Below are 21,596 nucleotides of genomic sequence, written 5' to 3'. Positions count from 1 at the left end.
CCGAACTCATTCTTTACTTCTTTAGAAGTAAGAGTACCACTAACACGATAATCATCAGCGCCGCCAGACCTGCCAGGAGCAATACGCTGTTCTTCTGACGGCTTTGCCGGTTTGGGCTTGTACCACAATACACCGGCTCTTCTTTCTTAGGCTGCTCTTCCAAGCCGTATAGTTTCTTCCCGATGATTTTTACATCTTCAATCCTTTCATCACAAAAGTTCTTCTTTAACTCAAAAAGCGCTTTCGCGAAGTCACCGTCTTCAAAGGTATCTTTCTGGCTGGAAATCAGAGGCTCCCCAACCAGCCTGTCATCCTTGATACGGATTCCTTTGGATTCTACATATTTCACCATATCGTCAAACTCTCCGCTGGAAAAATCCCGGCTAGTGTAACAGATGCTTCCCAGCGCCTCTCTCAACGCTTTTATATCCTGATTCGCTATCCCATTCTCAATTACGTCATATCGCTGCATACCATACCTCCTAAAATGTCAGTAACGTCTGAATCTCCCGTTCCTTGTTCCCAATCCACTCTGCCATTGCTCTGTTTTCTTTCACCTTCTTCTCAAGGGCTTCCGATTCCCTCGTACTCTGCTCAAGCTCATTCAGCATATCTCCTATTTTACAGTCCAATGTATCGATGTTTTCATAGAATGCCATCTTGTACTCTTCAATCTGCTGCAAAGACTGGCTGAACATACTGCTGATATTTTCCTTAATGCTTGCTGCAAATACGGACATGATATCAACGATGATATTTTTCACATTCACATCCACGCCGTCCTTTACCGATACCGTATAAGAGATCTCCTTAGGTTTCCAGAATTTAAACCTTCCAAAAAATCCGGACCGTTCCGGGTTGTCCTTCCACCGCGTCTCATCCCGGAATCTATCCTGCTCGTTCCTCTTTTTGATATCATTAATATTGGATATCCTAATTTTGTCAAATGAATTAATTTTCTTGAAATCATAGCCTTCTATCTCAATATCATCTAAAATCCTACTGACCATGGCCGAATATTCCTCAAGCATTTCACTGCATTTCCGGAATATCTTAATGTCAATCTCCCTGTTGAGCTTCCCTTCACATTCCCGTTGAAATTTTTCCAGCTTTTCCTGGAACGACGCCACCAGGCTGTCTGCCTCCACCTTGTCAACCTTCGTCTTTCCGTCATATTCCTTCAACATCGTCTGCAATTCCATCTCTACTTCAAATTGCTCATGATCCTCGTTCAGCGTGTCAAGCTTAAAGTTGTTAATCTTTGTCTTATAATCATGATAGACTTTCTTACTCTCGGCATGCTTTTTCTGCGCCGTTCCAATCTGCGCGCGCACCCGTTGAAGCTTATCGCCGTTGCTTGCAATATTGGCCTCAAACTTCGCCCGCATATCCAGCTCATTCAGAATCCCGACGATATCTTTCATCGCGTCCTTGAGTTTCATAGGGTAGGCGTATTTATCAATATACTCGCAGATGGTTTGCTCCACAGCCGGAATACCTGTGTGGATTAACGCCTCCAAATCCCATGTCTCTTCATCTTCATGATACTCCATTGCGTCCTTCTGCAATTTTTCCCGCACGGTCGGCGTCAGCGTCGCATATTTTTCAAAATGCAGCAGCTCGCTTTCCACGAAATCATTAACCTGGGCTAACGTCTGCCGCTCCATCCTTGACAGCTTCTCCCCTTTCCGGTCTTTCCTTATCAGAAGGGCAAGCCTGGCGCTTGTAGGGATTAAGGTCGGTTCCACAATATCAAAGTCTTTCAGGTACTCTCTCACATCATTTAACAGACTGTCAATCGTTTCCCCCTTTTGCTCATCAAGGGCGTCGCATTTATTAATGACGAAGATGAACCTGTCTCTGGACTGTTTGCCGGCTCTTTTCATCTCACTGGAAATATCCTTCAAAAGCTGCTTGTCGTCCTTAATCCCAATCTGTGTGGCATTCATTACGTACAGGACTACTGCATTCGTTCTCTTGATAATCGTCCTGGTCAGCCTCTCGTGGTTTTCATCCCTGGAATTATTCGGTCCCGGCGTATCCCGCAGACATAACCGAATCTTATTGCTGGGTATTGCAGGCACGCTGCCCTCTATATCAATATATGTCACATTCTCATCTGCATTGTATTCGCGCAGTATTTCAGAAGTCACGGCGGCGCGGGGATGAATAACCGTTTGATTATCCGCTGCGTAGCACTCCGCTTCATAGCCTTCCATACTGTCATTATCTAAAATCCTGGCAATCGTCGCCGTACAGGCCTTATTCTCCGAAGGCAGTAATTCCGTATGCAAAAGGGAATTAATCAAAGTAGATTTTCCGCTGCTCATCGTCGCTATCACGCTTACTTCAAAAATTCCGTTTTTCACTTCCTCGTATGCATCGAAAATGTCTTTTCCTTCCTCATTCTCTGTATTGAATTCTGGAATATTCTTTTCTTTGATGTCGCTGAAAATCCGGTCCAGTTCTCGGATAACATCCGAGTCATTCTTCGATTCTTTAAACTTCAAAGAAAATGCCACATTTCCTCTATATAACCCAACCGCGTATTTAAGGTCGTCAAAATCAATCCTCCGCCCTCTGAAAAAAATTTCAACCTCATCATCGTCACAGGCAATGGCAATTTCCTCCAAAAGCCCCTTCCAATTGACGGATTCGCCTAAAAGAATCTGGAGCCTTTCACCTGATTTTGCTCCAATCTTATTGTTTGAACTTAATACCTTATTATTTTTCTTGAATATACATTGTACTAAATAAGGATTATATTCAATCGTAAACTTTGTCATCGTACTTTTCCTCCATTATTTTATCCTGACTGAATTCACTAATTTCCCGCCGCTTAATATCTGTGCCTTCTGTATATTTTCTTCCAGAAGCCGAATTCCAGTATTTTCAATGGCACGCACAATGTCGGCGGCCCGGTATGTCTCCCCCCTCACTTTGATTTCTTCAAACTGGTTCGGCAGTTCCTCTGTAACGGCGTAGGATTTCATATTGTAATCTTTCGGCATATAGAGTTCATAACACCCTAAAAACGACCGGTATTCACTTCTTGTCAACGCTTCTCCATTCAGCGCCTTTTTAAAAATACTCGCCGCCTGCGCGGATACCGGGATTATGACCGGACATTCAATACCGTTGTCTATGAGATAATTTTTTGAATCTATCACCATCTGCTCGAGGGATTCCTTTTCCGTATCAATCAAATCCACTTTATTCATCACGAAAATCACCCTAGACTTCTTGTGTGTCTTCAAATATCGACATAGCCGCATCAACAGAGACTTATCATCGTTAATGCCCATCTGGGTGGCATTCATCACATACAGAATCAACCCTCCGTTTACTTTGTCCAGAACGTCCTCCATAATCTTCCCGTGGGTCAAATCTTGGGAATTATTCGGACCAGGCGTATCGACAATCAGAAGCGCCTTATCCGTATTTAAGACTCCTTTCACCTGCCCCTGTATAAAAATATCTGAAACACGGTCATCGTTATTGGCACGAAAAAGTTCTTCTGCCAGATTCTCTTCTTTCATCGTCGTATTCCCGTCCATATCCGTAATATAAAGCCTGGGCTTTTCACTTAGGTCGTCGTCTAATATGGAATATGTTTTCGCCGTACACGCTTCGTTTTTGCTGGGTAAAATCTGCTGTCCCAGCAGCGCGTTAATCAGGGTGCTTTTCCCACTTGACATGGTTGCTATGACAAGCATCGGAAAAATCTTTTTTGTATCGATTTCGATTCCTTTTGCAAAAAAGTCTTTTGATATTAACATCGTCGAAATTACCCTCCCTCCACCTCTATTCCTGTCCCTCTGCCCCGAACGTCCTATCCGCAGGCATTCGGAAATGTTTCTCTCTCACCAGACATTCCTCAATCCTATCTATCTGGTAAATGACGGGTTCCGTGTTGTCGGTATCCATCACATAGGCCACAAGGTAAAATCGAAATTCTAAAAACATTATCTGCATTGGCCTTAGAACCCATCCCGCCCGTCCCTCGTCTTCCCGTCCGTCATACATGATTTCTATATACTTCTGCCCTTTTACTGCCTGTTCCAAGGTCCAGAGCTGGTCTATCAGTTTCTTGCCATGCTCAGGTTCTATGTAATGCTGCATTCCATTTTGCAGCAGATTTTTCACAACCGATACATTGGCGTCGTCACTGCATAATGCGGCTAAGCTCTGTATGATTGGAAATAACTCCGCTTTTATCAAAGCCCGGCTCTCAAGCAGAATCTTGCAGACGACCAGCGCCGCTTTCTCGCTCAGATATTGGCTTCGTTTCGTTTGCAGAAGGTATCCTCCTGCTTGCTTATCAAATATAATCTCCTGGATGCTCCCTGTTTCCATGCATTGATCCTGCAGAAAGCACTGGATATCCGTGATATCTCGCTGTATTGTTCTCTGCGAGACTCCATATGTTTCGCTCATCGCCGCCTTCTCTACAATCTTTCCCTGCCTGAGCCTGGTATAAATTGCCAGAATCCGCTTCGCCTTATCTTCTGAATAGTTCTCCATCTTTTTTGCCTCCCTGTGTTCTTACTTCTCATTATTATAAAAGAGCACATGGACATATCCTGTCATCACGGGAATATTTTTTTAATAACCTTCGCCAAATCCTCCTGGCTTATATCTCCATATACATTCATGTGTACGCGTGCCCTTCCGTCACTGAGCGAGACATTCATTTCATTGATTAAAATTTCTACATCGTATTCTGTTTTTTTACGGAGTATCGCTGTGACAAGTTTTGAAATAGCATTCCTCGTAAGACCATTAGCAATCCTCATAGATACGTCATCTCCTTTTTGAGTACTATTATAATCATGTACATGGACACATTTTGTCATTCACTACCATTATTTGTCTTATTATTGAGAAATTTCCAGAAAAAGGGCAAAAAAATACGCCCTCCTGGGAAACCCTTGAAAACTGTTTCCCAGGAGGGCGTATTTTAGAATTCGATTCCTCTGCCCATGGCGTCTTTGAGATAGGTTACTACATCTTCCAGCTTGTGGACCATCTCCATCTTCTCTTCCCACTCTTCACCTTCCATATCCTTATTCACCAGACATTGCTGAATATGTTTTACTTCTTTAATTAAATCGCCTGTCATTGTCATTTCCCCCTTTTTGCTAAAATGCTTTAGTCATACCGTGATGCACGCCTCTTCGAGGCTGGCGGGCTTCATCCGACAAAGTACGCCTTCTGATTATAGTATACCACATTTCTCCATCATTTGAATATCTAACTATAAATTCCTCTGCAAAAATCTTCCACGTATCTGCAAAGGGTTTCCTCCACCTCTGCCGCCTGTGCCCTGGTCTGTGGATTGGAGTAGGGAATCCGCCCAAGCAGCCGGGCTACGTAATTATTTTCCCGAATCATCTCCATGGATACTCTGTAATTAATGTCGAAAAAATATGCCATATAAGACAGCCAGTAATCCATCTTCGTCTTTCTGGTGGAGGCGAGTATGGATTCTTTTCTTCGGAACTGTTCCATTACTTCCGGACTGACCGTGGTCTTCCCTACTTCGCTTGCGGATACGCCCAGCATAGTTTCCATCGTGTCTTCTAATTTCACACGGCAGTTATCCAGCTTATCGGCGTCCCGGATGATACGGGCATGCATCCCTTCCCGGTCGTCTCCCACTCCCTCCAGCCGATAATCGCTATGTTTTGCGATTGCCGTGCGAATGATTCCATCCCATCTGTCATCCTCCACAAAATCACGTATCATTCCCTCGTCAAACAAAATCTGCACGCCAAAAGCGGCATGATCCATTGTGTGCGGCTCGAAGCTGTGAAACCGTTTTAACTGTTCAAATCTTCCGATATCGTGCAGTATCCCAATCAGTTCCGCAAGTTCCTGGTCCTCCTGGTCAAGTCCCATCCGCTGTGCAATCCTGCGGCTGCATTCTGCGACGCCATAGGTATGTACAATCTTTAACCGGATCTTATCATCTTCCCTGTCGTAACCGTCCAGGTAATGTTCAAATTCTTTCTTTGCATGTTGTAAATCCATTTTCTTATGTCTCCTATTCTGCAGGAAGTTTTATTTCTACCTTGTAAATACATATATTTGATTTCTTCTTTGACTATATCGGTTTTGCACAGTATAATATTATGAGAAACTTTCATTCTGGTACGCCAGTAAAGTTTTGAAACAATGGAGGTAAACTATCTTGAATATGAATTTTAACCAGATTGCCATGATCCAAAAGCTGAAAGGATGTATGGACCGTTTCCGTATGAACCATCCGAAATTTCCCTTATTCTTAAATGCCGTTTCTCAGGATGCACTAATTGAGGGGGCAGTGGTAGAAATCACCGTTACTACGCCCCAAGGCAAGAATTATTGCTCGAACCTCAAACTGAAACAGGAAGACCTGGAATTCATCGAATGTTTAAAGGTGCTGAGGCAGAGCTGACGCGGTCACTGCTTCGCACCGTGCTTTGCGCAGATATCATTCAGGCTTTACGCCGTGCTTGCACAGATATCATTCAGGCTTTACGCCATGCTTTGCGCAGATATCATTCAGGCAGCAGCGGTCGCAGTATGGTTTCGTCCTTGCCGTGCAGACATCCCGCCCGTGATAGACAAGTCGATGGCAGAAATCGCTTCCTTCTTCGGGTGGGATGATCTTCCACAGTGCCATCTCTACCTTTTTAGGCTCCTTAATCCCGTCTACAAGACCCATGCGGTTTACCAGACGGATGCAGTGGGTGTCCGTCACAATCGCCGGTTCTCCGAATACGTCGCCCATAATCAAGTTCGCACTCTTGCGTCCCACGCCCGGCAGTTTCAGCAGTGCATTGAAATCCTTAGGTATCTTGCCGCCGTATTCTTCTTTCAGCATCTTCATGCATGCGCTGATATCTCTTGCCTTACTCTTTCCAAGTCCGCATGGTCTGACAATTTCCTCTATATCTTCCGGCTCTGCCGCCGCTAATGCGTCTACATCCGGGTATTTTTCATACAGTCCCTCTACCACAACGTTTACCCTTGCGTCTGTACACTGGGCTGCCAGACGGACACTGACCAGTAATTTCCATGCCTGGTCGTAATCCAAGGTACAGCCTGCATCCGGGTATTCCTTCTTTAACCGTTCTATAATCTCCAACGCAAGTTTCTTCTTTGTCATGCTTCCTCCTTGTGTTTCTTAATCTTAGTATTTTTCTTAATCTTGATATTTTCTTATGAGTTCTAAATTCTTGTATTCAATGATTATAGCATCTTCATTGTGACATTCCAACTATTTCATTAATATCATTTTAAGAATCTTTCGATTTGTTTAAGGGAATGAACATATTTTAGACACATTTTTCCTTTATACTAGGAGACAGATAGTTGAAGAACATATCAACTATCTTCCCCCCTCACAAAGTATAGCACCTCGGGATTCATCCCGGGTGCCGCACTTTACTCTCATTCCTTTTAGATAACTATAACTACAACGAGAACCCCACAATTCATTGGATTGTGGGGTTCTTGCTGTCTTTGATGATACTGTTTACTCTGTTTAATAACCGCCCGCATGTTGTCTGGCTGAATCCCAGCATTTTTTCCACATCTTTTCTTGTGAAAGTCCCCCGCTCTTTCGGAAGAATAATCTTAAAGACGTTATCAGACGTTTCAATTTGCGGATCCTTACCGGTTCCGGCATAAGCCTCCATAATCTTCAATATCCCTGTTCCATAGGCCTCTATCAGCTCCAGGCGGTAAAATATATTTGCCAACTTTACATTCCGGCACACGGAAATTCCCATCATGACGTCCTTTAAAGTAACTCCGCTTACAAGTCCTCCGATAGATGTAAACTCAATCCGGTCTGTATAAAAGCTGATGAACGTACTGGCGCGAAAGGAATATTCACGGTGTACAAGTACGTTTAGAAGCGCCTCCCTGACCGCCACCTCTGGATAGTCCCGTTGATCAATCCTCCGCAATTTTTGAAAACATTTAGGTAGTTTTTAAAATATCAACTCCCGAATATTCCGCAAAGTCTCCCCATAAGACTGTTCCTTCCCAAACAGCAGCGTCGTGCCAAGCACAAACCCAGCCACTCCCCTGGGCGCATATTCCAGGATCTTGTCTGCGCTGCACGCCCCGTCCCAGTATATCTCAAAATCCATATCTTCCTTAATCGCCAGAAGCTTCGTAATCTTCTTCCCCACATAAGGCAGATACATCTGCCCGGCATTCCCAGGATTGACGGACATCACAAGTACCTTCTTCACAATGCGAAGCATCTCCATTACCGTCTCCACAGAAGTACCCGGATTAATGGCAATGCCTGGTATCATCCCGGCATTAATAATACTCTGTAATGTGGTAGACGGGTGATACTCCGCCTCCGGGTGGATATAGAGCGTATCCCCTTTCCGTAAATGCTGTAAAAACAGATCAATCCGGTTGTTCGGATGCTCGATCATAAGATGGACGTCTAAGGGTTTCCCGGTAACACCGGCTATATACTTCATGTCATTCAAAGACATGGCAAAATTAGGGACATATCGTCCATCCATGATATCTATATGAAAGGAATCAATTCCACCCTCTTCCAGGCTTTTTACTTCCTTCTCTAAGTTCCCGTAATCGGCACACATCATGGATGCCATTAATTCAAACTGCATATCTGTAACCTCAACTTCCTGTTCTTATGTCAAAAATCTGCACCCTGCATGCATAATATTCAGCCGTTTCTTCTGAGACAAAAAATACAAGGTTGCAAGAGTTTCTCCCACATAGCCTATATAACGGTCCGACCGCTTCCCGCTTTCCGGAATACTGAGTTCTTCCACCCGCTCCAGAATGGGAAACAGCCATCCGCAATATTCTGCCAGGACCTCTTTCCTTGCCAGAATGATATTGTAATTATAAAAGTATTTCTGCTTCAAAATACGGGGGAATTCTCCGGCATATTCCGGTTCTGCCTCCCGAACTGCCCTCTGCACCGCCTCCCAGTCTTCCGTCTTCAGATATCTCTTAGGATGCTCTTCAATATTCGGCTCATAAAGCAAAGGATAGGGCAAGACTACATCCACCTCATTATCTGCAAGTCTCAACACATCATCCTCCGTAAGTTCTAAAATCCTCCTGTAATGCGCCAAACCATAATATTCGGTTTCCAGGCTGTCAGACGGATACAGCAGACGGTTCTTCCAAATCCAATAGAGTGCGGTGAGTTCCGAATAATTTCCATTCTTAGCGGAAATATTTTCTCCATCACAGTCCAGGATATTCGCAACCCGTCTGGAGCTTTGCGAAGCGCCCACCTGGATTGGAGTGATCCATTCAGGCAAATCATACCGTCCGGCCAGCGGCTTGTCTAAATGGAACTTTGCCATGAAGACATGCATATCGGCTCTGTGATAACCGACTGGCAGCGCCCTGAGAGGCATATACTCTTTATCGCATACATAATAACATTTCATTAACTCCGACCATCTCGGAGAAGTGAGGCGGACATGACAGGGAAGGCCATGTTCCTCCAGGCTGGTCTCGATTCCCGGCATCATATTCTCCGGCGTCGCAATTAGAACCTCAATATTCGCCTTTTCTTCCGCAGATAATGCTTTCGCAAATGAATCTAATTCTAACACTGGGATTCCGGATAAATGTTTCCCATTGTTTCCCCTCTCTGTAACCAGGAAACACCGGATGTTCCTGATTGGATACAGGTTATGTATCGCTTCCCAGGCGCCAAGAGCCATGCCTTGGGCGCCGAATATGGCTAAATCCATACACTTTCTGCACTGGCCGCCATTTATCCCCCTACCGCTGCCTCTCTGTGCCTTCATACATTTCCTCCAGTTTCTTTGCCGCAGACTGAATCTCATATCCGGCTCGGATAATCTCTTCATCCCGGCATTCTCTATGATTCTGAATATTACAGTGCAAAAGCTCCTGCACCCATTGTTCTTCTTCCAAAGGAAGAAATGACACCAAATCAGTCAGTTTTACCTCCTCTGTCACGGTATCTGCAACCAGACATTTTAATCCGGCTGCCTGCGCCTCAACCACAGATATGGGAAGCCCTTCAAATCTGGACGGCAGACAGAATACATCCATCACCTGTAGATAATCCTCTGCATTTTTCTGCCACCCAATCAGGCTCACACTCTTTTCGATTCCCAGCGTTTCCGCTAACCGTCTAAGCCGGGGCAGCATCTCCCCCTCGCCCAGGCACAACAGATGCAGCCTGTTGTCCTTTCCGTATGCCGCCGCAAATACTCTGAGCAGAAATTCTTGATTTTTCTGAAACGCATACCTGCCGATATTCCCTACGACAAGTTTATCCTCCAATCCCATCTGCTGCCGCAGCCGGAACCTTTTTTCAGGCTGAAACCGATATCTTTCTATATCTATTGCATTTGGCATAATCCGAATTCTGTAACTGGGAATGTTTGCTCCATAAAGCCACTTTGCCGCCGCTGCTGAACATGCCCATACGTCTGTTGCATATTTCATGGAAAACTGTTGCTTGAATGACTCATGAACCCGAACCCGTTCTTCCCATAGCTTGGGAACACCTTCATCAATTCCCGCACTGTGGGAATGCACAATCACCCTTGGTACTTTTTGCTCCATGGCAATCTCCTCAATCATGAATCCTCTCCAGGAACTTGTATGCAGGTGAAGGATATCAAATCCATTTTCCAAAATCTGCACAATCTCCCGGCGAAATCTTTCCGCTCCCTCTCTCTGGACGCCTTTCAATTCGTATATCCCGAATCCATACTTCTTGTATTCCAACGTCTGCCTAAGCTTTTCTGCCCCCTTGGTCAGAAAAGCAAACTGAAACCGGCTTCTGTCCATATACTGCATATGGCTGAAAACATAGCGATATACTCCATTATTGACATCCGGCGGCGTCATATGTAGCACCTTTATCATAATACCTCCTGAAATAGCTGCCGAAGCTTTCTCACATCAGTGCATCTCTGCCAGTATTCTTATCTTTGCATACGGCATCATCCAAAATCATTTCCTTAATTTGCAAAACTGCAATCCGTGAATAATCTGCGCCCATCAACTGCAGCATTTCATCACAGAAATCTACCGGCGGCATCTGTTCCGGAAGACAGGTCAGTATCTCCGTGAATTGCCTGCAATAATCCTTAATTCCTTCCTGTATGTCTCTCACACAGGCAATCTGTTCTTTTGTCCGTCTCTCTTCTTCATAAATCGGCTGAAATTCCTCCGAAAATTCTATAAAAGAAGGCGTAAATGCGGTTAAGATACATTCCAAAAAATCACACACACCGAAGATATGCCGCTCCGAATCCACAGCATTTTCCTCTTTATAATAACGTTTAACCGCAAGCGCATCTTTTCCGGCTTCACCACTTTTACTCTTCTGAAAATATAATCCTTGAAGCTCTCTGTGAAGCAGCTTCTCTAAATGATATTGGCAGGTTCCTCTTGACATAAAATCAAAAAAGTAAACTCGTTCATACGCTTCCAAATGGAAATCCTCCAGATACTTCTGATAGCGTTTTCTCTGAACCCACTTATCCGGTTCATCCAACTGCAATACTGCCCTCCTGGATATCAGCAGATAATTGCTTTCAGGCAGACCAGACAGCCGAAAAGCTCTCGTCATCATACGATACAACTGTTCCGGCAGCCATCCATCCCTTGCAGAAAACAGTACGGCCGCACGTCTATCACCTTTTACCTGCCCAAGCATCCATACCATAAAAGAGAGTATCAGGGGTGCAAGGAACACATATCCAAAACTTTTGCTCATACTTATCTTTGGTTTTCCGCCAGAATGATACATCGCAAAGGGATCATGAAATACCTCTGACATCAGAAGCCCCAGCATAATCCTGCCTTCAAGTCCTTCCACATGCACAAGTAACTGTGAATAGGAGGATAGCTCCATCATGCGCAGCGGTGAAAGAATCCCAAAATCATCTATCCCATTTTTCCTTGCCATCTCACCGTCCGCAACCGGGTGATCTCCTATATGCAGGTACGTGCATCCAGAAGGCGCATGTCTTTTCATTTCCTGAAACAAACCATTTTGCTTCGTCACCTTATACTCGCAGGACACGAACAGCTTATGATACCGGGTAACGCCAAACTGCCGCAGAATGCCTTCCAATATCTTTTCCGGCAAATACATATCAGTTACCAGATAAATAATCTTCCCCTTTTCCACGCAATACTTCAGACAATCCAGCATCCTCCTGCGCGGCGTCAAAATCTGCCTCTCCATCCAAATTTCCCGCTCTTTTAGCGTTTCACACTCTTCCGATGAAAGACACGGATTATTTTCCCTCATTTTCCGATAAATCTGGTGTATATCCGGCTCCTCCGTCCTCGACAGTTCCTGTTGAGCAAGCTCCCTCTCAATCGAAAATACAAACGGGTATTTATCCTTATATTCACAATCCAGAAGAGCAAATACATCCCTGGGCTCATACACTTTCCTGGTCAGCAAGGTATCAAATATGTCAAAAGAAATCACGTCATGGCGGTCTATCTCCTGCAGTAATTGTTCATAAGATTTCTCAAAATATGGGGAGTCGTATATTTTCTTCTTTCCCTTTTCTGAAATGTCATTTCCCTGAATATCCAGAATGCGTACAGAACATTGTTCGCTCCACTTCTGGAGCCTTTTGTAGATAATCGTATGTACCGCAGGTCTTGCCGCCACAACTACCAGCCTGATTCCTGCCTCTTTCGCCTCTGCTTCTGACAGTACCTTCTTTCCCCACAATGTTTCCCCGGTTCTGGCTGCGTCCATGAGGCCTTCAATCGGGTAATCCGCGCAAGACGTAACCACAGCTTCGGCGAGGAGTCCTGTGCCGTATATTACCATGGGCTCTACAGAATCCGGTATATAATGCTCCCTGAAAATTTTTACAGTTTTTTCCAGTTCCTCGTGCATGTTCTGCTCCTCCCCTTTTACGAAATTGTTCCTCGTACACGTCCTGCTCTCTTCTCTCTACGAAATACAACGACCTGCTTCTATATGCATAAATATTTTTTAATACCTCTTTCGCACAGAAGCTTCTTTACCTGAGTCTGGTTCTTTTTATTCAGACATAGTATGATTCCGCACTCATCCCTTGCTGCAATTTCTTGGGAAACTTCTGACAGATATTTCACCTGTACGCCGTTCCACTCCTCCGGTTTTTCCTCTCCGTCAGAGATAATATGCGCCTCCGTATTCGGAATCAACTCTCCGTATCTTCTCGCCAAAACTCCTGTTCCATAGATAAAAATACGGGAATATTTCCTACAAAACTCCCTGAGCGCCCCCTGGGAAATCTTCTTTTTCATTTCCACGAAATCCGAAAACGCCCCATACTGATTCCTAATCTGTTCTGCTAGCCCATTCAGATAATATTGAAGATTCACTTCATTCATAGCCGCATAATCCGCACTTTGCACGATACCTGAATAATAACCAGCATCCTGCGCTATAAAACTCCAAAGATAGGGTAAATACGTAAAATCCGATTCCTCCATCTCTTTCACACGCTCTAAAATCTTGCCGCGAATCCAGAGAGAGCCTGATACCCCAAACGGCGGCAGCTCCTCTGCAAGCTGGCAGTGAATCCCCAACTTTTCCGCAATACATCGTATTGCTTCAAACTTTCCCATCCAGCCCGTCCCAAGCTCCCCAAAATACTCGGCAAAATTCGGCGTCGGCGGCATCAAGGCTCCAAGTCTTGGTTCTTGTCTGAACCTCTCCAGAATACCGGATATATGCCGGTTGTTTTTCGCCAAATTCTCCCATATATTGTAAAAATAAGACTTGTTGGTACAACTCTCTCTTACTGTTGAAGACATGTCTGTATCATGGATAATACAGATATATTCATATCTACTGATACTGTCAAATTTTGTTCTGCAGGCGAATCCTTGCTTCTGATAATATTCTGCCAGTTCACAGTTATTGGATATCAACTTTATGTCATAGCTTTTCTCAAGTTCCTGTAAATATTCCACGACATATTCAACAGCGCTTTCGTAAGACACAACTGCAAGAATCAGCGTATCCATTCTCTGCTTTTTCTCTGCCGGCGAAATGATATATTGAAGGTGAAGGCTTCGCTGAAGGTCTGCCATATTTAATGTACGGATAATATTTTCCCATATAAAATCTGTATTATAGTTTGTTTCCTTATCAATATAGTCGATTGCCTGCCGTAAGTTTTCCTGAGTCTGCTTGTCCAGGGATTCGTCTGCAATCTGCTGTTTTTTCAAGAATGGAAAGTTGCGTTTTTTTATTAATTCGTATGGAATCCTCCGAAACTGGGCATAGTTAATTTCTAAATTCTCCGAGTCGTTTATCTGTGTATCAGCCAGAACATCGTATGTATATCCCAATCCAGAAAACCACGAAGTAAACTGCATCTCATATTTTCGGACAGTCTCGTTGTATGATGCATAATAAGGCATATCTTCCCAATACTTTCTAAAATGGACACTATGCAGCATCCTTGAACGAAGTACGAAGAAGAATGATTGTATATGTTCCGGGAAATAGTCAAATCCGGCTTTTCTGAATTCGGCGTGCTTCGATAATCCCCAGAAATCAACTGGATTTTCATCCATTTCCTCAAATATACTTTTCATAGGACGAAACGGTCCAAACATGGAATCGTTCACCAGAACCAATTCATCAAAGGCTAACACCTTGTCCCATCCAATCAGATGACACAGAGCATCCTTATAACCGCCTGCGTCAAAACCGGTATTTTCGCGGTAAAATACAGCATCGGCATACGCTTCAAGATTCTCTCTTCCTTCTGCTATGAATGGCGTGTTGCATACTACCACAAGGAATTCCACGCAGGTTCTTAATTCCTTTAACATAAACCCAATGTATTTGTCTGCAATTTTTTGTTTGTCGTATGTAAGATAAATGCATATACGTTTCATATTTTTCTCTCTTCAACTTATCTGCCAGACAATTTTCTTTTTATCTACACCATAGCTTAAAAGCATCTCTTCAACTTCTTTTGCTATGTTTTCCTTTTCGATTGCAATAATTATATAATCATAATTCTGGCAGGCAACTCTTTCAACAGATTCCACCGGTAGTCCAGATAATTGATATCTTGTATAATCCCTGTCTACCCATGCGGCCAAATCAGCGTATTCCCCTGACTGCAGGCACTTCCAATAGGACTTACCCATGGTTCCTGCTCCATATAAAATAACCTTGCTGTTTTTAGGTATTTTTTCATATGGGAAAACATGCGTTATGGTATTCAGATTCATGTCATACACATCTCTCACAACATCCAGCAGGAAGTGTTTCACATACCCATTAATTTGATTCTCCATAACGAATTCAAAACCACATACTTTAAGATTATTCATAAGATTCGTTTTTAATCGGTATAGCTTTTCAAAGGAGCCTAATCCATGTGATATACGCATGGAATTATCACGCTGTCTGTAATGATACCAAGACTGGTTCATAATCCGAATCTTATCGGCACACACTGCAAAAGAATATGTAATCGCGCCATCCTCGCCTAATGTCAATTCCGGGTCTATCGAGCATATGACCTGATTTAACAGTACGGGATTAAATAATTTATTACATACAGATGCGGTGATTCCCTGCCTTTCGTTCACCATATCAGACATTAGCCGGGGAAATATTTTATTTTGGATCTCCTCTTTTATATATATTCCCTCTTCAATATTATCATATAAGACTTCCGTTCTGCTTTCCCATTCCCAAATCATTCCCGAAGTAATCATATCCGCTTTTTCATTCTTATAAGCATCTATCATACATTCATACATATTCGGGTCAATCCAATCGTCACCATCGACGAATGAAATCAAATCTCCCTTCGCCATTTCAACTCCCTGGCGTCTTGCTGCTATCAAACCAGCATTCTTTTTATGGACAATCTGTATTCTCTCGTCTTTATCGGCATAAGTATCACAAATATTACCAGAATCATCTACTGAACCGTCATCGATCAATATAATCTGTAGATTTTGATAAGTCTGATTCATAACACTTTCAATGCACTGGTTTATATATGCTTCAACATTATAAACCGTAACGATTACTGTCAGTAAAATTTGCTCCTTCGTCATCTTAATCATCCTTTTTAAAAGTATTCTCCTGGCTTTTCCCAAAAGATTTTCTGCTCCGTTACTCCCCTTTGAATCAAAGATTTTCTGATATCCATCCCTGTTTTTTCATCCCTTACCGCAATAATAATCACGTCATAAGATACCGTTGAAACACTCTCTGTACTTTTCACTCTTGCATAAGTAAATTCATATTTACGATAATTAGAATCTACCCATGCTGCAATCTGACAATCTTCATACCGGCTTATCTGAGAATAATAATCCTGCCCGACCTCTCCGGCACCAAAAATTACGATACTTTTTCCTATCCATGGTTCCATATCTTTTATGTAAAAATGTGGAAACGGCGCTTTTTTTCTCTCGTCTCTTTGAATCACATATAGCATACGAAGTTTCAAATATCCATATGCGCTTTCCTTCAACTTATCTAAAACGTGGTATTCTTCCAGAGTCTTAATTATTTGATTCCATAGGCCAATTTCCTTCATCATACTGTCGTCATATCTTAAATGTGACAGCGAATTATTGTGTAACACATAATGATATGCCGTCTGCCCGCATAAGGCAATCCGTCTGCATTCTAAGACACATCTGCATAAGCAGAGTAAATCTTCCCCATATTGCTGTTCCTCTGCCAGCTTTCCATAACAATTTTTAATAAAATCTGCCCGAAAAAGTTTCGACCATATACTGGAGGAAAGATTCTGTCCGTTTACTTCATTTATTATATAGTTTTTCAAGAATTCTATCTTGTCTGTCATATCTGGGAGCTCCACAATTTTACTTTCAAAATTGCAGACTTTCTTTTCCATTCCATTCTCTTCTTCCACATAGCCAGAATGTACAAAATCTGCGTCTGCCTGAACGATTGTACGCAGTAATTCCTCAAACATATTTGGTTCAATATAATCGTCTGCATCGACAAAACCGATGTAAGCGCCTTTTGCCATTTTCATTCCAAACTTTCTTGCTGCTACCAACCCCCTGTTCTCTGTGTGATGTACCACCACGCGTCTGTCCTCTACAGAAAATTCTTCACAAATTTCAGCGCTTCTATCTGTAGAGCCGTCATTTACTAATATAATCTGAAGGTTCTGATACCGCTGCGCCAAAACGCTGGAAACACATCTGGATAAATTTTTTTCCCCATTATATACCGGAATGATAATGCTAATCATCTTTGACTCTGACACTCCTGTCTCCCTCACTCTTCTTCCAATTTACAATCTGCGTTAAAAAGAACTGCCTCTATTGAAATGATTTTACAAGAATAACATTTGTTTAACTGCTCTTTTATCTGTGTATACTGCATAAAAGGCGTTACTATTATCGCATCTGTAGGTCCCATTGGTTTTCCTGGTTTTATCGTTTGTAAGCCTTCGATTTTTACATCCCGATTCCTGTCCATAATACAGAGTACTTCTATGGTGCTGCCCTTTAATTCGTGGCAAAGATGTCTGCCGAATATCCCTCCGCCATATACTGCAATCCTTTTTATACCCATTTTAAGAAAAAAGTTTTCAACAGAAATCTTCCTTTCCCGCAGTGTCATCCACAGTTCCAACATCAGTCTATACTTTTTTTCTTGTTCATACATTTCATAAGAAACTTCTCTTTTATCTTTAGAGAACTGCCGGGTCTTCCTTATATCCTCTGCTTCTTTTCCGGTCAGATATCCAAGGTCTTTCATTCTCTCCGCCATTTCGATAACAGAATCATCCATTTCATCCCAATTTCCTGAGGTATTGGAATCTGAGATCTGATGCCAGTACAGAACTTTATCCTGCACCGTCATTCTTCTCCCTTTCCAAAACAACAGCATCCAGAGTAAATAATCATCTGCGCCGTTACTATCCAAGATACGCTCCATCCATTCGGATGGAATCGCCTCCCTTCTTAACAAAACCTGCCCTGGCGCTACAATCTGATTAAACCCCTTCTTATAATTGTTCTCATGGACGGCTTCTCTAAGCTCTGTCATACTCCCATAGATTAGGTTACTATAATTCTTTCCATTACAAATGGCCGCATCATAATCCTTGAGGGCCTTCATCTGCTCTCTCACATATACCGGGCTGATTTCATCATCCTGATCCAGGAAAAGAATATAATCTCCTTTTGAGCATAGGAGCCCCTGAACTCTGGAAAAATGTATTCCATAGTTTTTCTCATTTTCAACAATAATCCAGGAAATATTCTTTTCCTTCTGTTCTTCTAACTCCAAAGTTTCCTCTGGATAATCGTTTACAAAAACTACTTCTACTTCCGTTTTTACTTCATTATTCGCCGTCTTCCAGTTTTCTTCCAGCATATGTATAATCTTAGGGATATAAGAATTCCCTTTGAAAACAGGAACAATCACGCTTACTTTCTTCATTTTGTCGGCTCCTTAACCGCATTTACTTTTTTACATATTCCTTAGTATCTTTAAAAAAACTGGCAATGATGAGCATAATGACCAATCCAACCGGAAAAGCCGCTATCATAGATACTGTCTGTAGATTCTTCATGCTGCTGTCATTAAATAGCAATACTATCGGAAGCAAAATCAGAAGAACCGCCCAAAATAGCTTCATACCATTTCCGGCTTCCTCATCTTCGCCAATTTGTCTATACGAATAGGCAGATGCAACCAATGTAATAGAGTCAAAAGATGTGGCATAAAATGCTATCATTGAGACAACCAGCAAAACTAATACTGCCTGTGGAACAGGAAGCGTATCCACAATCGCCATGATCGTCCGATACAAGTCTCCGGTCGAAGCGTACAATCCCATTGCATCCAACTTTCCTCTCATCTGCAGACCCAAACCGTAATTACCGAGAATTATAAATGACATAAAAGTAGAACCCATACCAAAGACATACGCTCCTAATATCACTTCTTTTATCGTACGTCCCCTGGATATACTTCCCATAAAAAATGGAGCCGCCACGCACCATACCATCCAGTATGCCCAATAGAACACTGTCCACCTCTGCGGAAATCTATCTAGCCGTAGTGCATCTGTCCATGTACTGAACCCAATAAAGATTTGGCACAGATTACCAATTGCACTAAAGCCAGTCTCCAGTATATAGACCGAGCTGTCTCCTAAGATAAATACATACAAAAGAAGCGCAAAAAACACGTACATGCATAATTTTGCCAGCAGCCCGACTCCTTTCATACCGCGCAATACCGACAAAGTATATATAAGGCAGATCAATGTAAGGATGCTTATCGTAAGTATTTTAGAATCCGGAATACCCAAAAGAGAGGTGAGCGCAGACGACAGCAGCGGCGTTGCCAGGCTAAATGTTGTTGCGGTTCCGGCAATCAAGGCGATCACTGCCACGATATCAATAACTTTACCGGCTATGCCGTCCGTATGTTTTCCTAATATGGATCTGCATGCCTCCGAGTATTTCTGTTTTTGTACTCCGCGGATATGGAGCATGAAGCCAAAGCAGGCTGCAAGCACCGCATAGAAACTCCATGGAATTGGTCCCCAGTGAAATAGCGGTATGACAGATGCCCAGTCCTGCACAGTCCCCAACTCTTTTATTCTTGGTTCCCCGGCATATAACAGCCATTCGCAAAAAGAATAAAATAAAATATCAGCCGCAAGCCCTGCCGTAAACATCATAGACCCCCATGTGAAAAAGCTGTATTGGGGTTTTTCTTCCGGTTTTCCAAGTGTAATTCTCCCTCTGTCAGAAAAAGCAATGTAAAGCGAAACCAGAAAGACCCCCACCCCTGCCGCCAGGTAATATAACCCCATCGTATCTTCTAAAAAACTCCGGATAGATTCAAGTACATTGGCAGAGCCGGACGGCTCCACGATAAAACATATGCAGAGCAACAGTATCAAGGCCAACGGTATGATAGTAGTAACCGGATCAATTTTTTTCTTCATAGCTATGGTCCACCGCCAATAATTCATCGAAACTGTCAATTTCCAGGACGTCTCCCTGCTGCATTTTCCATATTCCCAGTTTATACTCTTCAGGGTAACAGAACAGCGGAATATCGTCCCAATAAATCTGGCGGTTCCCCCTCTCTTTAAATTCAATTTCCAGATGCCGGCGCAGTCTCATCCCATCCTCGGCGTTCCATCTTGAAATACTAAATAACTGCCATCCCTTTGACCCACCATTCCGACTGCAGCCAATCACCCTTTCATTTTTAACCGTCAACAGCCATTCATCTGTCCTGGCTTGCGTCCATACCGCATTGTACCCGGAACACACAAATTCCGGAGCAAGGACCTTGGGATTACGAATTATCTGATCTCCATCCAAAATTAATGCATTTTCCAAATACTCCCTTGCCGCATACAGGGACGAGATATTATTGCAGGTTCCATACTCCGGATTCTCAATGCATTTAACGCCGAATTCCTGCTTCAAATATTGAAATTGTTCCTTCAAAAAACCTGTTACGACATAAATCTCATGAATACCATTTTCTTTCAGAGCCCTAAGAATCGTCTCAATCATCTTCTTACCGTTGACTGGAACCAACGGTTTGGGCGTATGAATCGTCACCGGATGCATCCGCGTTCCTGTTCCCGCAGCCAATATAACTGCCCTCTCTACCCAGTTCATTCTCTATCCTCATCCAGTCTTTTAATCTCATTTATTGCCAACAAAGAGAATTCCTTTGCAAACTGGTACTGCCGCAAAGCGTACTTTCCAAACTTAACTCCAAGCAAGCTTTTGTATTCACACCAGTTGCTCCACAACAGTCCACAGATGGCAATGTAGCAGTATATTTTTATCTTTGTGCAATGTCTGCATCCCTCTGTAAAATACACTCTGATAAGCTTGTCCGCCTGGTCCTTGTCATACATTGCATAAACACAGAACATTGCAATATCTACATGGGGGTCCTGCATCCCTGCATATTCCCAGTCAATCAGACGGATATCTTCTTTCCCTTCCCCGCCAGATACAATCAGAAAGTTATCCGGCACAGCATCCATATGTGTAAGAGTCTGCTCCGGATTCTGATTGGCAACAAAAATCCGCAGCGATTGAACCCTCTTTTTCGTCTCTTCATAGTCCGAATACATCGAAGGTCTGCGGTTCCTCAATGACTCATAGAAATCAATCATTCGGAACAAATCAAAGGTATGCTCTGCACGCAAATGCATCTCGTGAAACTGCCGCAGTTTCACCATACATTTACGAACATCCTTCCAGTCATACGGATCGCAGGCGCGCGCGCCTTCCATGTATTCTGTGATTTTATAGCCGCTGTCAGGAGCTATGTATATTACGTTATCACAAATGTCTCTTCCTCTTATAATCTGGTATACAGCGGCTTCTTCCCTTCGGTTAATCAGTTTATCCGTCCCCTCTCCCGGGATACGCATAATATATTTTTTCCCTTTACACTGAAAAAGAAAAGAGTGGTTTGTCATTCCCTTTTTCAGTTCTGACAGCCCCGACACCTCTTCTCGACTTACGCCAAGCGCCTGTGCTGCCAAATCAAGCTCCCTTTCATCTTCCAT

20 protein-coding genes and 1 pseudogene are annotated in these 21,596 nt (G+C 43.1%); 1 reads left to right on the top strand and 20 read right to left on the bottom strand.

All coding sequences use genetic code 11. From position 1 onward, the window contains the following. Nucleotides 1–13 precede the first annotated feature (13 nt). The 7 genes from AC6I3O_RS02870 to AC6I3O_RS02840 all read right to left on the bottom strand — a co-directional run bounded on the left by AC6I3O_RS02870 (nt 14) and on the right by AC6I3O_RS02840 (nt 6,033). Nucleotides 14–472: a hypothetical protein gene (locus tag AC6I3O_RS02870; protein ID WP_497849633.1), complete on the bottom strand. Its 459-nt coding sequence runs from the start codon at nt 470–472 to the stop codon at nt 14–16. Nucleotides 473–482: 10 nt separating this feature from the next. Beyond that, the gene (locus AC6I3O_RS02865; protein WP_497849632.1) at nt 483–2,786 is read right to left on the bottom strand and encodes a dynamin family protein; all 2,304 of its coding nucleotides are present in this window, start codon (nt 2,784–2,786) and stop codon (nt 483–485) included. 15 nt (nt 2,787–2,801) lie between these two features. Further along, nucleotides 2,802–3,779, bottom strand: a complete 978-nt coding sequence (locus AC6I3O_RS02860; RefSeq protein ID WP_497849631.1) for a dynamin family protein — start codon at nt 3,777–3,779, stop codon at nt 2,802–2,804. Between the two features lie 25 nt (nt 3,780–3,804). After that, nucleotides 3,805–4,524: a helix-turn-helix transcriptional regulator gene (locus tag AC6I3O_RS02855; RefSeq protein WP_497849630.1), complete on the bottom strand. Its 720-nt coding sequence runs from the start codon at nt 4,522–4,524 to the stop codon at nt 3,805–3,807. Between the two features lie 65 nt (nt 4,525–4,589). Next, nucleotides 4,590–4,796, bottom strand: a complete 207-nt coding sequence (locus AC6I3O_RS02850; protein ID WP_497849629.1) for a CTP synthase — start codon at nt 4,794–4,796, stop codon at nt 4,590–4,592. A gap of 164 nt (nt 4,797–4,960) precedes the next feature. Further along, on the bottom strand, nt 4,961–5,122 hold the full coding sequence (locus AC6I3O_RS02845) for a hypothetical protein (protein WP_497849628.1): 162 nt from the start codon (nt 5,120–5,122) through the stop codon (nt 4,961–4,963). Between the two features lie 131 nt (nt 5,123–5,253). Then, nucleotides 5,254–6,033 carry an HD domain-containing protein gene (locus AC6I3O_RS02840; RefSeq protein WP_497849627.1) on the bottom strand — a complete coding sequence of 260 codons (780 nt, stop codon included), beginning with the start codon at nt 6,031–6,033 and terminating at the stop codon, nt 5,254–5,256. A 166-nt stretch (nt 6,034–6,199) separates the two neighbouring features. Here AC6I3O_RS02840 and AC6I3O_RS02835 point away from each other — a divergent pair, with 166 nt between their 5' ends. Beyond that, a complete protein-coding gene (locus AC6I3O_RS02835; protein ID WP_497853408.1) occupies nt 6,200–6,439 on the top strand; it encodes a hypothetical protein in 240 nt (79 codons plus the stop codon). A 69-nt stretch (nt 6,440–6,508) separates the two neighbouring features. On the opposite strand, the gene AC6I3O_RS02830 is transcribed toward AC6I3O_RS02835, so the two are convergent. From AC6I3O_RS02830 to AC6I3O_RS02770, 13 genes and pseudogenes are all read right to left on the bottom strand, one after another. Further along, nucleotides 6,509–7,153, bottom strand: a complete 645-nt coding sequence (locus AC6I3O_RS02830) for an endonuclease III domain-containing protein (RefSeq protein ID WP_497849626.1) — start codon at nt 7,151–7,153, stop codon at nt 6,509–6,511. A gap of 370 nt (nt 7,154–7,523) precedes the next feature. Beyond that, nucleotides 7,524–7,967 (bottom strand): annotated as a pseudogene (locus AC6I3O_RS02825) (ATP-binding protein); the annotation flags it as partial. 15 nt (nt 7,968–7,982) lie between these two features. Further along, on the bottom strand, nt 7,983–8,645 hold the full coding sequence (locus AC6I3O_RS02820) for a ribulose-phosphate 3-epimerase (protein WP_497849625.1): 663 nt from the start codon (nt 8,643–8,645) through the stop codon (nt 7,983–7,985). A gap of 24 nt (nt 8,646–8,669) precedes the next feature. Then, on the bottom strand, nt 8,670–9,812 hold the full coding sequence (locus AC6I3O_RS02815; RefSeq protein WP_497849624.1) for a DUF4422 domain-containing protein: 1,143 nt from the start codon (nt 9,810–9,812) through the stop codon (nt 8,670–8,672). Continuing rightward, complete coding sequence (locus AC6I3O_RS02810; protein WP_497849623.1) at nt 9,787–10,908, bottom strand: glycosyltransferase; 1,122 nt, start codon at nt 10,906–10,908, stop codon at nt 9,787–9,789. The genes AC6I3O_RS02815 and AC6I3O_RS02810 overlap by 26 nt, the downstream gene beginning before the upstream one ends. A gap of 31 nt (nt 10,909–10,939) precedes the next feature. Further along, nucleotides 10,940–12,913: a hypothetical protein gene (locus tag AC6I3O_RS02805; protein WP_497849622.1), complete on the bottom strand. Its 1,974-nt coding sequence runs from the start codon at nt 12,911–12,913 to the stop codon at nt 10,940–10,942. An 80-nt stretch (nt 12,914–12,993) separates the two neighbouring features. After that, the gene (locus tag AC6I3O_RS02800) at nt 12,994–14,916 is read right to left on the bottom strand and encodes a rhamnan synthesis F family protein (protein ID WP_497849621.1); all 1,923 of its coding nucleotides are present in this window, start codon (nt 14,914–14,916) and stop codon (nt 12,994–12,996) included. A gap of 12 nt (nt 14,917–14,928) precedes the next feature. Beyond that, nucleotides 14,929–16,098: a glycosyltransferase family 2 protein gene (locus AC6I3O_RS02795; protein ID WP_497849620.1), complete on the bottom strand. Its 1,170-nt coding sequence runs from the start codon at nt 16,096–16,098 to the stop codon at nt 14,929–14,931. Between the two features lie 14 nt (nt 16,099–16,112). Beyond that, entirely contained in the window at nt 16,113–17,291 is a 1,179-nt protein-coding gene (locus tag AC6I3O_RS02790) for a glycosyltransferase family 2 protein (RefSeq protein ID WP_497849619.1), read from the bottom strand. Between the two features lie 11 nt (nt 17,292–17,302). Further along, on the bottom strand, nt 17,303–18,475 hold the full coding sequence (locus AC6I3O_RS02785; RefSeq protein ID WP_497849618.1) for a glycosyltransferase family 2 protein: 1,173 nt from the start codon (nt 18,473–18,475) through the stop codon (nt 17,303–17,305). A gap of 22 nt (nt 18,476–18,497) precedes the next feature. Continuing rightward, a complete protein-coding gene (locus AC6I3O_RS02780; RefSeq protein WP_497849617.1) occupies nt 18,498–19,997 on the bottom strand; it encodes a BCCT family transporter in 1,500 nt (499 codons plus the stop codon). Continuing rightward, nucleotides 19,981–20,688 carry an NTP transferase domain-containing protein gene (locus AC6I3O_RS02775; RefSeq protein ID WP_497849616.1) on the bottom strand — a complete coding sequence of 236 codons (708 nt, stop codon included), beginning with the start codon at nt 20,686–20,688 and terminating at the stop codon, nt 19,981–19,983. The genes AC6I3O_RS02780 and AC6I3O_RS02775 overlap by 17 nt, the downstream gene beginning before the upstream one ends. Next, a complete protein-coding gene (locus AC6I3O_RS02770) occupies nt 20,685–21,596 on the bottom strand; it encodes a phosphotransferase (protein ID WP_497849615.1) in 912 nt (303 codons plus the stop codon). Before AC6I3O_RS02770 ends, AC6I3O_RS02775 begins: the two co-directional genes overlap by 4 nt.

It is taken from the genome of Sporofaciens sp. St.21A7, from assembly GCF_059728535.1.
This window is presented reverse-complemented; position numbering and strand designations above follow the sequence as displayed.

What these genes read in the sequence shown, in the direction of transcription:
- AC6I3O_RS02870 (WP_497849633.1), bottom strand. Translation starts at nt 472, where the DNA reads ATGCAGCGATATGACGTAATTGAGAATGGGATAGCGAATCAGGATATA.
- AC6I3O_RS02865 (WP_497849632.1), bottom strand. Translation starts at nt 2,786, where the DNA reads ATGACAAAGTTTACGATTGAATATAATCCTTATTTAGTACAATGTATA.
- AC6I3O_RS02860 (WP_497849631.1), bottom strand. Translation starts at nt 3,779, where the DNA reads ATGTTAATATCAAAAGACTTTTTTGCAAAAGGAATCGAAATCGATACA.
- AC6I3O_RS02855 (WP_497849630.1), bottom strand. Translation starts at nt 4,524, where the DNA reads ATGGAGAACTATTCAGAAGATAAGGCGAAGCGGATTCTGGCAATTTAT.
- AC6I3O_RS02850 (WP_497849629.1), bottom strand. Translation starts at nt 4,796, where the DNA reads ATGAGGATTGCTAATGGTCTTACGAGGAATGCTATTTCAAAACTTGTC.
- AC6I3O_RS02845 (WP_497849628.1), bottom strand. Translation starts at nt 5,122, where the DNA reads ATGACAGGCGATTTAATTAAAGAAGTAAAACATATTCAGCAATGTCTG.
- AC6I3O_RS02840 (WP_497849627.1), bottom strand. Translation starts at nt 6,033, where the DNA reads ATGGATTTACAACATGCAAAGAAAGAATTTGAACATTACCTGGACGGT.
- AC6I3O_RS02835 (WP_497853408.1), top strand. Translation starts at nt 6,200, where the DNA reads ATGAATTTTAACCAGATTGCCATGATCCAAAAGCTGAAAGGATGTATG.
- AC6I3O_RS02830 (WP_497849626.1), bottom strand. Translation starts at nt 7,153, where the DNA reads ATGACAAAGAAGAAACTTGCGTTGGAGATTATAGAACGGTTAAAGAAG.
- AC6I3O_RS02820 (WP_497849625.1), bottom strand. Translation starts at nt 8,645, where the DNA reads ATGCAGTTTGAATTAATGGCATCCATGATGTGTGCCGATTACGGGAAC.
- AC6I3O_RS02815 (WP_497849624.1), bottom strand. Translation starts at nt 9,812, where the DNA reads ATGAAGGCACAGAGAGGCAGCGGTAGGGGGATAAATGGCGGCCAGTGC.
- AC6I3O_RS02810 (WP_497849623.1), bottom strand. Translation starts at nt 10,908, where the DNA reads ATGATAAAGGTGCTACATATGACGCCGCCGGATGTCAATAATGGAGTA.
- AC6I3O_RS02805 (WP_497849622.1), bottom strand. Translation starts at nt 12,913, where the DNA reads ATGCACGAGGAACTGGAAAAAACTGTAAAAATTTTCAGGGAGCATTAT.
- AC6I3O_RS02800 (WP_497849621.1), bottom strand. Translation starts at nt 14,916, where the DNA reads ATGAAACGTATATGCATTTATCTTACATACGACAAACAAAAAATTGCA.
- AC6I3O_RS02795 (WP_497849620.1), bottom strand. Translation starts at nt 16,098, where the DNA reads ATGACGAAGGAGCAAATTTTACTGACAGTAATCGTTACGGTTTATAAT.
- AC6I3O_RS02785 (WP_497849618.1), bottom strand. Translation starts at nt 18,475, where the DNA reads ATGAAGAAAGTAAGCGTGATTGTTCCTGTTTTCAAAGGGAATTCTTAT.
- AC6I3O_RS02780 (WP_497849617.1), bottom strand. Translation starts at nt 19,997, where the DNA reads ATGAAGAAAAAAATTGATCCGGTTACTACTATCATACCGTTGGCCTTG.
- AC6I3O_RS02775 (WP_497849616.1), bottom strand. Translation starts at nt 20,688, where the DNA reads ATGAACTGGGTAGAGAGGGCAGTTATATTGGCTGCGGGAACAGGAACG.
- AC6I3O_RS02770 (WP_497849615.1), bottom strand. Translation starts at nt 21,596, where the DNA reads ATGGAAGATGAAAGGGAGCTTGATTTGGCAGCACAGGCGCTTGGCGTA.